The organism is Streptomyces sp. NPDC097129 (assembly GCF_055668065.1).
Window position 1 is genome coordinate 15,008 of sequence record NZ_JBVOQE010000015.1, and the last position, 12,219, is coordinate 27,226.

The 12,219-nt window shown below is 71.7% G+C and carries 11 protein-coding genes; 3 read left to right on the forward strand and 8 right to left on the reverse strand.

What is annotated here, in order from left to right:
- Positions 1-24: 24 nt before the first annotated feature.
- The 7 genes from AC0B9F_RS33025 to AC0B9F_RS33055 form a co-directional block, all read right to left on the reverse strand.
- Positions 25-1,122, reverse strand: a complete 1,098-nt coding sequence (locus tag AC0B9F_RS33025) for an ABC transporter ATP-binding protein (RefSeq protein WP_472008766.1) — start codon at positions 1,120-1,122, stop codon at positions 25-27.
- Positions 1,119-1,967 carry a molybdate ABC transporter permease subunit gene (gene modB, locus AC0B9F_RS33030; protein ID WP_472008768.1) on the reverse strand — a complete coding sequence of 283 codons (849 nt, stop codon included), beginning with the start codon at positions 1,965-1,967 and terminating at the stop codon, positions 1,119-1,121. Before modB ends, AC0B9F_RS33025 begins: the two co-directional genes overlap by 4 nt.
- On the reverse strand, positions 1,964-2,794 hold the full coding sequence (modA, locus tag AC0B9F_RS33035) for a molybdate ABC transporter substrate-binding protein (RefSeq protein ID WP_472008770.1): 831 nt from the start codon (positions 2,792-2,794) through the stop codon (positions 1,964-1,966). The genes modB and modA overlap by 4 nt, the downstream gene beginning before the upstream one ends.
- A gap of 185 nt (positions 2,795-2,979) precedes the next feature.
- Entirely contained in the window at positions 2,980-3,375 is a 396-nt protein-coding gene (locus tag AC0B9F_RS33040) for a TOBE domain-containing protein (protein WP_472008771.1), read from the reverse strand.
- Positions 3,376-3,551: 176 nt separating this feature from the next.
- A complete protein-coding gene (locus AC0B9F_RS33045) occupies positions 3,552-5,510 on the reverse strand; it encodes an APC family permease (protein WP_472008773.1) in 1,959 nt (652 codons plus the stop codon).
- A 728-nt stretch (positions 5,511-6,238) separates the two neighbouring features.
- Positions 6,239-6,445 carry a DUF5999 family protein gene (locus tag AC0B9F_RS33050; protein ID WP_363265711.1) on the reverse strand — a complete coding sequence of 69 codons (207 nt, stop codon included), beginning with the start codon at positions 6,443-6,445 and terminating at the stop codon, positions 6,239-6,241.
- Between the two features lie 368 nt (positions 6,446-6,813).
- Positions 6,814-7,398, reverse strand: a complete 585-nt coding sequence (locus AC0B9F_RS33055) for a hypothetical protein (RefSeq protein WP_472008774.1) — start codon at positions 7,396-7,398, stop codon at positions 6,814-6,816.
- Between the two features lie 579 nt (positions 7,399-7,977).
- On the opposite strand from AC0B9F_RS33055, the gene AC0B9F_RS33060 reads away from it, so the two are divergent.
- Positions 7,978-9,495: a glutamate-cysteine ligase family protein gene (locus AC0B9F_RS33060; RefSeq protein WP_472008775.1), complete on the forward strand. Its 1,518-nt coding sequence runs from the start codon at positions 7,978-7,980 to the stop codon at positions 9,493-9,495.
- Positions 9,496-9,731: 236 nt separating this feature from the next.
- The gene (locus AC0B9F_RS33065; RefSeq protein WP_472008776.1) at positions 9,732-10,511 is read left to right on the forward strand and encodes a CPBP family intramembrane glutamic endopeptidase; all 780 of its coding nucleotides are present in this window, start codon (positions 9,732-9,734) and stop codon (positions 10,509-10,511) included.
- An 18-nt stretch (positions 10,512-10,529) separates the two neighbouring features.
- Here the strand turns inward: AC0B9F_RS33065 and AC0B9F_RS33070 are convergent, their stop codons facing one another.
- A complete protein-coding gene (locus tag AC0B9F_RS33070) occupies positions 10,530-11,345 on the reverse strand; it encodes a PhzF family phenazine biosynthesis protein (RefSeq protein WP_472008777.1) in 816 nt (271 codons plus the stop codon).
- A 208-nt stretch (positions 11,346-11,553) separates the two neighbouring features.
- Here AC0B9F_RS33070 and AC0B9F_RS33075 point away from each other — a divergent pair, with 208 nt between their 5' ends.
- Positions 11,554-12,180 carry a PadR family transcriptional regulator gene (locus AC0B9F_RS33075; RefSeq protein ID WP_472008779.1) on the forward strand — a complete coding sequence of 209 codons (627 nt, stop codon included), beginning with the start codon at positions 11,554-11,556 and terminating at the stop codon, positions 12,178-12,180.
- Positions 12,181-12,219 lie beyond the last annotated feature (39 nt).

The window sequence follows — 12,219 nt, forward strand, 5'->3', positions numbered from 1 at the left end:
ACCCACCGTAGTGCCGGTGTCCGGTCAGGCCGGGTATGCGTGGGTCTGTGCCGCTTTCACTGTCGCCCACACCGGTGCACCCGGGTGCAGGTCCAGCTCGGCCGCGGCGACCGTGGTGAGGTCGGCGGCCAGCGGCAGCTCGCCGGTGAGGTCGACGCGGATCTGGTCTCCGTGGGTCTCCAGGCCGGCCACCTCACAGCACCACAGATTGCGGGCGCTGGAACCGCTCGGCCGCTCGCGGTGCAGGGTGACCGCGCCCGGCGGGAACGCGACGAAGACCCCGCCGGTGAGGTGCTCGGTGGTGGTGATCTCCGGGCCCGCCTCCAGTTTCACGGTGTGGCCGTCGGCCCGGCCGCGATAGAGGTTCAGGCCGACCAGCTGGGCGATGTAGTCGGTGCGCGGGTGGCGGGCGATGTCGGCGGGCGTGCCCTCCTGGACCACCCGGCCGTGCTCGATCACCACCAGCCGGTCGGCCAGCACCATGGCGTCCAGCGGGTCGTGCGTGACCAGGACGGCCACCGCCTCGAACTCGGCGAGATGGCGGCGCAGCTGGGCGCGCACCTCCAGCCGGGTGCGGGCGTCCAGGGCGGCGAGCGGCTCGTCGAGCAGCAGCAGCCGCGGGCGGGTGGCGAGCGCGCGGGCGAGGGCGACGCGCTGGGCCTGCCCGCCGGACAGCCGGCGCGGTTTGGCGCCGGCGTGCTCGGTGAGCCCCATGCGCTCCAGCCACGCGGCGGCCTCGGCGCGGGCCTCGGCCTTGCCCGCGCCCCGGCAGCGCGGCCCGAACGCCACGTTGTCCAGGGCCGTCAGATGCGGGAAGAGCAGGTAGTCCTGGAAGACGACGCCGACGGGGCGGGATTCGGGCGGCGTACGGTCCAGGCTGGTGCCGTCGAGGCGCAGCCGGCCGCCGGGCAGCGGGGCGAGGCCGGCCAGGGCGCGCAGGGCGGTGGTCTTGCCGGCGCCGTTGGGACCGAGGAGGGCGACCACGTCACCGGGTGCGGCGGCGAGGGTCAGGTCGAGCCGGAAGGTGCCGCGGTCGACGACGAGGTGGGCGTCCAGGCCCGCGGCGCCTTGGGCGGGGGCGGCGGTCGCCGGGTTCTCGGTGTCGTTCTCGGTGCCGGTCATGAGGTGCTCATCCATCGGTCCCGCAGCCCCGCCAGCACGGCGACGGACACCGCGAGCAGCACCAGACTGAGCGCGATGGCCGCCGCCGGGTCGTTCTGCAGCGCGAGGTAGACCGCGAGGGGCATGGTCTGGGTACGGCCGGGGAAGTTGCCGGCGAAGGTGATCGTGGCGCCGAACTCGCCGAGCGCCCGCGCCCAGGCGAGTACCGCGCCGGCCGCGACGCCCGGCGCGATCAGCGGCAGGGTGACCCGGCGGAAGGCGGTGAAGCGGGAGGCGCCCAGGGTCTGCGCGGCCTCCTCGTAGCGGCGGTCGGCGGCCCGCAGGGTGCCCTCGACGCTGATGACGAGGAACGGCATCGCCACGAAGGTCTCCGCGAGGACGACGCCCGTGGTGGTGAACGGCAGCGTGACGCCGAACCAGGAGTCCAGCCACTGCCCGATCACCCCGTTGCGGCCGAGGGCGAGCAGCAGGGCGACGCCGCCCACCACCGGCGGCAGGACGAGCGGCAGGGTGACCAGGGCGCGCACCAGACCCCGTCCGGGGAACTCCGTGCGGGCCAGCAGCCAGGCCAGCGGGACGCCGACGAGGATGCTCAGCGCGGTCGCGGACGTGGCGCAGAGCAGGGAAAGCTGGAGCGCCTGCCACACCTCGGTGCTGGTCAGCTGGTCCGGCAGGGTGCTCCAGGGCGCTCGGATCAGCAGGGCGACCAGCGGCAGCACCAGGAACGCCAGACCCAGCAGCGCCGGCAGCAGCAGGGGCAGGGGGACGACGCCCGTGCGGGCGCGGCGGCGCCGCGGACCGCCCTGAAGGCTGTCCGCGGCGCCGGTCCTGCCCGGATACGTCACGGCTTGAGGAACCCCGCCTCGGTCAGCACCTTCTGGCCCTCGGCGGACTTGACCAGGTTGATGAAGGCCTGGGCGGCGGTGGCGTTGGGCGCGTTCTTCAGCGGGGCGATCGGGTACTCGTTGACGGCCTTGGCCGACTCGGGGAACTCCACGCCCTGCACCTTGTCACCGGCCGACTTCACATCCGTCTTGTACACGACGGCGGCGTCGGCCTCCTTCAGCTCGACCTTCGTCAGGGCGCTCTTGACGTCCTGCTCGTAGGAGACCGGGGTGAGGGTCAGGTTGCTCGCCTTGAGGGCCTTCTGGGCGGCGGCGCCGCACGGCACCGTCTTGTCGCACAGCACGACCTTCAGGCCGGACTTGGTGAGGTCCTTCAAGGAGGCGACCTTGTCGGGGTTGCCCGGCAGGGTGGCGATCTCCAGCTGGTTGCGCACGAAGGTGGTCGGCGCCGCGGCCGTGTCCTTGGCGTCCGAGACGATCTTCATGGTCTTGGGGCTGGCGGCGGCGAACACGTCGGCGGGCGCGCCGCCCGTGATGCTCGCGGCGAGGGAGTCGCTGCCGCCGAAGTTGAAGCTGACCTGGGTGCCGGGGTGCTCCTTCTCGAACTGCTTGCCCAGGGCCGTGAAGCTTTCCTTGAGGGAGGCGGCCGCGAAGACGGTGACCGTGCCGGACAGCTTCGGCGACGACGAGGCGCTCGACGTGCCCGGCGCGCCGGAGGAGCCGGATGAGTCGGAGGAGCCGGAGGGCGAGGAGCAGGCGCTCAGCGCCAGCAGCGCGGCGGCCGACGCGCCGGTGATCCACAGTGTCCGGCGGGCGGGACGGGTCATCACGGGTTGACTCCCTTTGTGCTCAAGGCGGAGGCAGCCCGAAAGGACCCCTCCCATGCGTCGATCATACTGACGCATCTGCGAGGGAGAAGTCTGCTGTCTCATCGCATGAGCTATGGCCGCCGAGGTGCCGGCTGGCATGTGCGTTCGTACGGTGCGGAGTCGCGTTCCCCCGCGGCGGCGGGTCAGGCGCGGTCGATGTGTACGTTTGTCGACTTCACACGGGCGGTGGCCTCCATGCCGACCTCCAGGCCCAGCTCTTCGACGGCCTCCCGTGTGAGCAGGGAGACCAGCCGGTGCGGCCCGGCCTGGATCTCCACCTGGGCGGCCACGTCGCCGAGCTTGATGGCGGTGACGATGCCGGGGAAGGCGTTGCGGGCGGAGGTGTACGGCGTCTCCTCCTCGTCGGTGCCCGCCTTCGCGAGCTCGACGGAGAACGCCGCCAGGTCCCGTCCGTCGATCAGCCGCCGTCCGCCCTCGTCGCGGTGGGTGGTCATGCGGCCGGCGTCCGCCCAGCGGCGCGCGGTGTCGGGGCTCACGCCGAGGAGCCGTGCTGCCTGGCCGATTGTGTAGGACTGCATGCCGGTCACCATAAGGGCGCCGCGGGCACGCACCTGATCCGGGGCTGTGGGTGTGTCAGCCTGCGTGGCCACGGGGGGCGTCAACCCGTGTGGACGCGGGGGCATCAGCCGGCGTGGACGCGAGGGCGTCTGCCGGCGTGGACGCGGGGACGTCAGCCGGCGTGGACGCGGGGACGTCAGCCCGTGTGGACGCGGGGGCGCCGCTCGCGGTCCGGTTCGGCCTCGCGCAGCACCTCGCGCGTCACCGGGGCCACCTCGCCCGAACCGAAGAGGAAGAAGCGCAGGAAGTTGGTGAACGGATTGCCCTCGGTCCACTCGAAGTAGATGTGCGGGGTGCAGGCCGTCGTGTCGCGGACGTACAGCAGCAGCGCCGCCAGGGCGTTCGGCACGGACGGGGACTCGAGCGTCAGGACCCGGTAGCGGCCGTGCAGGATCTCGCCGCGCACGGTGAGACCGCCCTCGAACTCCGACGGGTCGGTGACCGTCACCTCGGCGAAGACGAAGTCGTCCTGCTCCGGCATGTCGTTGTCCTCGCGGATCTGCTTGATCTTTTCGCGGTACTCGGCCTTGTCGCGCCGGTCGGGCTCGTTGGCGATGAAGCGCATCTTGCGGCTGGCCATGTCCCGTATGAACCGCTCGGCCAGCGGGTCGAGCGTCACGCTGGTGACCCGCAGTTCGAAGGCGCGAAGCAGCCGTGACAGGAGGGAGATGAGGATGATGCCGGCGATGAAGCAGGCGCCGATCTTCACGCCGTCCGGGCGCTCGATGACGTTGACGACGGTGGTGTAGAGGAACACCGCTGAGATCACCGCGAAGCCGATGGTCCAGCCGCGCTGGCCGGCCTTGCGGGCGGCGATGGTCACCGCGATCGCCGCGGAGCTGATCAGCACGAGGACGCCGGTGGCGTAGGCGCCGCCCTGCTTGTCGACGTTGGCGTCGAAGATCCAGGTGACCAGGAAGGCGACCAGGGTGAAGACGAGGACCATCGGGCGCACCGCGCGGGCCCAGTGCGGGGCCATGCCGTAGCGGGGCAGGTAGCGCGGCATCAGGTTGAGCAGTCCGGCCATCGCGGACGCGCCGGCGAACCAGAGGATGGCGATGGTCGAGATGTCGTACACCGTGCCGAACGCGCCGCCGATGTAGTGGTGCGCGAGGTAGGCCAGCGCGCGGCCGTTGGCGGCGCCGCCCGGCTTGAACTCCCGCTCCGGGATCAGCAGCGTGGTGATGAAGCTGGTCGCGATCAGGAAGCAGCTCATGATCAGGGCGGCGGTGGTCAGCAGCTTCTTGGCGTCCCGGATACGGCCGGCGGGGTTGGCCTCGGTGTCGCCGGGATCGCCCTTGACGTGCGGCATCACCGCGACGCCGGTCTCGAAGCCGGAGAGGCCGAGGGCCAGCTTGGGGAAGACGAGCAGAGCCACGCCGACCATTGCAAAAACGTTTCCGTGCTCGGCGGTCAGAGCGCTGGTCCAGTCGGTGACGAGGTGTCCGGCGGTGACCACCTGGTACATGCCGACGATCACGACGACCACGTTGAGCGCGAGATACACGCCGACCAACGCGACCGCGACGCCGACCGCCTCCAGGAAGCCCTTGAGGAACACCGCGCCGAGCAGGGCCACCAGCACCAGTGTGATCAGCATCTGCTTGTCGTGCAGGGCGCTGGTCAGGTGCGGGTTCTCCACCAGGTGCGTGGAGGCGTCGGCCGCCGACAGGGTGATGGTGATCAGGAAGTCGGTGGCGGCGAAGCCGAGCAGGGTGAGCACGAACAGCTTGCCCTGCCAGAACGACAGCAGCCTCTCCAGCATCGCGATCGAGCCCTCGCCGTGCGGGCTCTCCTTCGCCACGCGGCGGTAGACCGGCAGCGCGCCCGCGAGGGTGACGATCACCAGCACGAGGGTCGCCACAGGGGAGAGCAGGCCCGCCGCGAGCGCGGCGATGCCGGGCTGGTACCCGAGGGTGGAGAAGTAGTCGACGCCGGTCAGGCACATCACCCGGTACCAGCGCTGTCCCTTGTGCGGGGGCTCCGGCGCGGCGTGCGGCCCGCTGAGGCCGCCGCCGCCCTTGCCCATGTCGGACAGCCCCTCCAGCATCCACGCGCGCAGGCGACTGGGAGGGGGGTGCTCGGTGGTGGCCATCGGGGTGCTCCTGAAGTGCGGCTCGGCGTGTGGATTCGGCCATCACGCGGTCGGCGGCACCAGCGTATGCGGAGCGTGACGCCCGGGCCTTCGGATCAAGGGCCGGGCGGCGTCAATCTTGCGTTAAGACTGGCCTGGTCGGCGGGGTGAGCTGGGAGGGAAGGGGTTGGGCCGGACGGGGGATGCAGCACCTGAGGGTGGCCCGGCGATCGCGGGAGGGCGTCGGGAGGGCGTCGGGATGATCGCGCGAGGGGCGCCGGATGCGTCCGGGCGGGCCCCGGAAGGTGGCGGGAGGGGCGCCGGGACGGGCCTCGGCGCCCCTCGGGCACGGAACGCGCGTCGGCGGGGAGGCCGGCGTACCCGCGAGCGCCGCGGCGGAGCCGGACCGCGACGTCGGTCGGTCGAGATGCCGGGCGCTGTGCCCGCGCTCATGGAAGCGGGCGGTGGGGGCGCCGACAAGCCCCGGGAAGGTTCTCTTACGGGGTTCTGACGTGGACGGGGACCGTCCGTCTGCGCAGGACGACGTGGACCGGGGTGGGGGCGGGCCACCACCGCTGCCATTGATCGGCGAGCCCCGGGTCAAGGTGCTGTAGCTCAACAACGCCCTGAGCGAGCTGATGGAGTGGCGCTGACCTTGGCGGGTGCGGCGCCGACGGCGACCTCGGACTGCGCGGTGTGGGGGGCCGGTGCATAGCCGGTGGCTGCGGCCGGCCCCGGGAGCCGGTGGCTCAGGCGGCCGTCATCACCCGGCCGGTGTCCAGCGGGCGGTGCGGTGCGATGATCTTGCCGTTGGGCAGGAGTTCGCCGGTGTCCTCGAAGAGGAGTACGCCGTTGCACAGCAGGCTCCAGCCCTGCTCCGGGTGGTGCGCCACGAGACGGGCGGACTCCCTGTCGGCTGAGTCGGCTGAGGGACACGGCGGCTGGTGCTGGCACATGGTGGGTGAGATCTCTCGCTCTGTTGTGGTCATGTCCGCCCCCGTTGGAAAGTCGGTCGGAATCCAGTGTTGCCCCATGGGCGACAATCCGCAGGGATTTCGCAGCACCGCTCCCTCACAGATTGAGTACGCATCACCCGGGCGGCTGGTTCAGTCCAACTGACCTGCACGTTCGGGTGGTTCGCCGTGGCCCTGGGTGACTAGTCCGTATGGGATCGGACGGGTATTTCGGCTCCTTCGAGCGATGAATTGCTCTTAGGAGCGGATTTGCCGGTGGGGCGCCCATGAGGGGGCATGAGTGGGCCCCGCTCCCGGTGCGGAGGCGGGGCCCGGTGTGAAGGACGTGGTGAAGGGCGTGGTGAAGGACGTCAGGCGGGCTGGCCCAGCAGCGGGGCCGGGGTGGCCCGCAGGGTGAGCACCGGCAGCAGGTCGGAGACGCGGTGCGGGCGGTGGGCGGCGATCCCCGGTGGCGCGGGGGCCAGCGGCACCAGCAGATCCGTCGCCTGTGGATGCCCCGTCGCCCCGTCCGCCGTGCAGTCCCCGTGCAGCCACAGGGTGAGCATGTACAGCCCGGGCACGGACAGCAGCCGCGCCTGGTACGGCTGCGGCACCGACTCGGCCTGGCGCAGTGCGCGCTCGGTGGAGGCGATGTAGGGCCCTTCGAAGAAGTGGGAGAAGGCCCAGCCGTCGGGCGTCAGCCGGGTCTCGGCCGCCGCCACCGCGCGGTCGCCACAGCGGATCAGGAACCGCCACCCGGCCAGCCGCGTGGCCCGCACCCCCTCGGGGGTGATCGCGTCCAGCACATGCACGGGCAGCGGCAGATCGGGCGTCGCCGGCCCCTCGGCGTTGCGGAGGGAAGGAGTGGGTGCTTGACGGACCGCAGTCGGGGAACCGAGTGCTGTGAGGACGGAGCGAAGTGCGGGCGCGGGAGCCGGGGGTACATGCAGCGGCATGGTGGGTCGCCTCTCATTCGGCAGGCATGGTGGCGTGAGGGCGGGCGTGGGCGGACGACGCTGTCAGCTCTCGGGATCAGGGCTCGGCGAGGCAGGGGCCGGGGTCGGAGTGTGAAAGAGGTGCGCTGGTGGCTCGTCGTCCGTCACCCCGACGACAAGCCTTCGACCGCGGGCGCCAACCTGCTGCCCTGTCCAGCGAGTTTATACGACACGTGTTCAGCCTGTGTTTCGTCTAGCCGCTTCCGGACTACTCGGCAAGAGCCTATTCGGTCGGCGATTCGCGGGAATCATCCCGATTCCGCGGAGGCTGAACGGCGATGACCTCGGGAAGTGCAGGTCCAGGGGTCGGCCAATTCTCGTCGGTGTTTTTCACGAGATCCATTCCCGTGGAAAGTGCCTGACGCCGCATGCCCTGGGAATGTGCCACTGGACAACCCGCCGGACAACCCGGCAAGCCTAGCCGCTCACGCTCTCGCGCGCATGCGTTATGGATCGCTTCGGCTGGGCATCATCCCCCGTGCACCGGACACCGGAGGCCCGATGACCGGGCCCCGCCCCACCTGAGGAAGGGACGCTTCGATGGGCGAGAAGGTCGTGGCAGGCTCGTTCGACCTGTCCGATCGCCAGCGCTATCGCGAGAAGCTGCAACAGTGCCTGACGGGGCTCGAGCGGCTTCTGGCCCAGCAGCGGTTCGACCGTCCGAAGAACCTGATGGGGCTGGAGATCGAGCTGAATCTGGTGGGCTCCGAGGGGCTGCCGAAAATGCTGAACGCGGAAGTGCTGGAGCGGATCGCGAGCCGGGACTTCCAGACAGAACTCGCCATGTTCAACCTGGAAGTCAACATAGCCCCCCACCGGCTCGGCGACCGGGTATTCGACCGGCTCGCCGAGGAACTCCGCGTCGCCCTGGCCTACGCGGACCGCAAGGCGGGAGAGGTCGACGCCGGAATCGCGATGATCGGGATTCTGCCCACCCTGGACCGGGACGACCTGGTGTCGTCCAATATCTCCGACGTGGACCGCTACACCCTGCTCAACGACCAGATCGTCGCCGCCCGCGGTGAGGACTTCACCCTCGACATCGAGGGCGTGGAGCATCTGCGGTGCACCTCGAGGTCGATCACTCCGGAGGCCGCCTGCACCTCCGTGCAACTGCACCTCCAGGTCACCCCGGGCCGCTTCGCCGACGTGTGGAACGCCGCGCAGGCCGTCGCCGCCGTGCAGGTGGCCCTCGGCGCCAACTCGCCGTTCCTGTTCGGCCGCGAGCTGTGGCGCGAGTCGCGGCCCCCGCTGTTCCAGCAGTCCACGGACACCCGCCCGCCCGAACTCCAGGCGCAGGGCGTGCGGCCGCGCACCTGGTTCGGCGAGCGGTGGATCACCTCGGCGTACGACCTGTTCGAGGAGAACCTGCGCTACTACCCGGCGCTGCTGCCGATCTGCGACGAGGAGGACCCGCTCGCGGTGATCGACGCCGGCGGCACGCCCAAGCTCGCCGAACTGGTCCTGCACAACGGCACGGTCTACCGCTGGAACCGGCCCGTCTACGACGTCGCCGACGGCGTCCCGCACCTGCGCGTGGAGAACCGGGTGCTGCCTGCCGGCCCGACCGTGACGGACGTGGTCGCGAACGCGGCGTTCTACTACGGCGTCGTGCGCGCCCTCGCCGAGGACACGCGGCCGGTGTGGACCCGGCTGCCGTTCGAGGCGGCCGCCGCCAACTTCGACGCCGCGTGCCGGTACGGCATCGACGCCCGCCTGGAGTGGCCGCGGCGCGGCCGGCTCGGCGGCACGACCACCGTCGACGCGGTCACCCTCGTCCGGGACGAGCTGCTGCCGCTGGCGGAGGCGGGGCTGGACGCGTGGGGCATCGAGCCCGCCGACCGTGATCTGTACCTCGGTGTGATCGACGAGCGGTGCCGGCGGCGCGCGAACGGGGCGACCTGGCAGGCGGCCACCTTCCACAACGCGCTGGAGGAGGGGCTGTCGCGTGAGGCGGCCCTGGCGGCCACGACCCGGCGCTACTGCGAGCTGATGCGCAAGGGCGACCCCGTCCACAGCTGGCCGGTGGGGCTGCGGGAGCCGGTGCCACTGGGGTGAGCCGCATTGCTCCGGGCTGAGCGGCACCGCTCCGGGGTGAGCGGTGCTGCTTGCGGGTGAGTGGCGCTCCTCGCGAGTGAGCCGCGCTGCTCCGGGCTGAGCGGCACTGCGTGCCGGTGAGCGGCGCTCCTCGGCGGCTCGGCCGGGGCGCGCCCCGCGACGGGGGCCGACGGACTCCGCGCTGCCGTGATCGGGCATGCTGTGACCTCCCACGGTGTGCAGGCGGAGGCGGGTCAGTGACCGAGACTTTTCCCGAACAGCGGCTCTCACGGCGGATCTTCCGTGACGAGACCCTGCTCGTCCTGGGGCTGTCGCTCGGCGCGAGTGGCGTGTCCGCGCTGATCAGCTTCGTCGGCTCGGTGACCAAGCCGGGCGGCCTCAAGGAGCAGGCGGCCACACTCAACGCCTCCGCCGCGCCGGGCCGGCCCTGGCTGGACCTCGCCTGGCAGCTGTTCGGCATCGCCACCGCGCTGGTGCCGGTCGCGCTCGTGGCGCACCTGCTGCTGCGGGAGGGCGGCAGCCTGCGCACGCTCGGCTTCGACCGCTCCCGCCCCTGGCCCGACCTCGGCCGGGGCGCCGCGATCGCCGCGGTGATCGGCAGCACCGGCATCGCCTTCTACCTGGCCGCGCGGGGCCTCGGCTTCAACCTCACCGTGGTGCCCGAGGCGCTGCCCGGCGTGTGGTGGAAGTACCCCGTGCTGATCCTGTCGGCGGTGCAGAACGCCGTCCTCGAAGAGGTCGTCGTCGTCGGCTATCTGCTGCGCCGGCTGCGCCAGCTGGGCTGGACGCCCGGCACCGCGCTGGCCGCCAGCTCCGTGCTGCGCGGCTCCTACCACCTCTACCAGGGCATCGGCGGCTTCCTCGGGAACATGGTGATGGGCGTCGTCTTCGTCTGCCTCTACCGCCGCTGGGGCCGGGTCGGCCCCCTCGTGGTGGCGCACTCCCTGCTCGACATCGGGGCGTTCGTCGGATACGCGCTGCTGGCCGGCAAGGTGGGCTGGCTGCCGACGCCGTGAACCGCCGGCAGCGCGCCGTCACGGCTGCGTGAGCAGGTCGCCCTCGATCACGGTGACCGCCCGGCCGCTCAGCAGCGTGCGCTCACCGCGCACCTCGGTGCGCACACGGCCGGAGCGCGGTGACGCCTGCAGCCCGGTGAGGCCGGGGCGGCCGAGGCGCTCGGCCCAGAACGGTGCCAGCGCGGTGTGGGCGCTGCCCGTGACCGGGTCCTCGTCGATGCCGACGTTGGGGAAGAAGCACCGCGAGACGAAGTCGTAGCCGCGCGCCGGGTCCTCCGCGCGGGCGGTGGCGATGATGCCGCGCTCCGAGAAGGCGGCCAGGGCCTTGTGGTCCGGGGTCAGGCCGTGCACGGTCTTCTCGTCGGCGAGCTCCAGCAGCAGGTCGCCGATGTTCGGGCCGGTGTCGAATACGGCGCGCGGCTCGGCGCCGAGGGCGTCGGCGACCCCGGCCGGGACCTGGACCGCAGTGAGCGGCGCGGTGGGGAAGTCCAGCGTGATCGAGCCGTCCTCGTGGGGGGTGGCGGTCAGGACGCCGCTGCGGGTGGCGAACCGGACCGGACCCTCGTGGGCGCCGGTGGTGTGCAGGACGTGGGCGGTGGCGAGGGTCGCGTGGCCGCACATCGCGACCTCGGTGGCCGGGGTGAACCAGCGCAGGGCCCAGTCGGCCTCGCCGCCCTCGGGCAGGCGGTGCGCGAACGCGGTCTCGGCGTGGTTGACCTCGAGGGCCACGTTCTGCAGCCACTCGTCGGCCGGGAACGAGTCGAGCAGGAGCACCCCGGCCGGGTTGCCGGCGAAGGGGCGGTCGGTGAAGGCGTCGACGATTCGAATGCGCATGTCCCGACGGTAGCGGCGGCGGGAAGCCGCAGGCCAAGGCCAATTCGGCGGTGCTGGACCGGTCCGCGGCGGGGGAGGCGCGTCCGGTCGGCCGCGAGGCAGGGCTCCAGGGACCTTGTCATGCGAACGCTTCCGATATATCGTTGAAGCATCGCGAATGATCGACGATCGAATGCGAACATGATGATGAAAGAGGAGAGTGATCGCGATGCGTACCCACGGTTTCGAGCACGGACATCGGCACGGCGGCCCCGAGCGCGGCTTCGGCGGATTTGGCGGTGACAGCCGGCGCGCGGCCTTCGGCCCCTTCGGTCCGGGTGGCCCCGGCGGCTTCGGCCCCGGCTTCGGCGGGCACGGCCCCTGGGGCGGCCGAGGGCGTGGCGGACCGCGCGGACGGGCACGGCGCGGAGACGTACGGGCCTCGATCCTGGCCCTGCTGAAGGACCGGCCGATGCACGGCTACGAGATGATCCAGGAGATCGCCGAACGCAGCGGCGGCGCCTGGAAGCCGAGCCCCGGCTCGGTGTACCCCACCCTCCAGCTGCTGGAGGACGAGGGGCTGATCGCCAGTGAGTCCGAGGGCGGCAAGAAGCTCTTCGCGCTCACCGAGGAGGGCCGTACGGCGGCCGAAGAGGGCCCCGAGGCTCCGTGGGAGGAGGCCTCCCGCGGGATCGACTTCGAGGCGCTCGGCGAGATCCGCCAGGCGGGCGTCGGACTGATGGAGGCCTTCGGCCAGGTCTGGAAGACCGGCACGAAGGAGCAGCGCGACAAGGCGCTGGCCGTCCTCAACGACGCGCGCAAGAAGCTCTACCTGATCCTCGCCGACGAGGACTGAGTGATACGGCGGTGAAGGTGCCCCGCGCGGTCGTGCGGG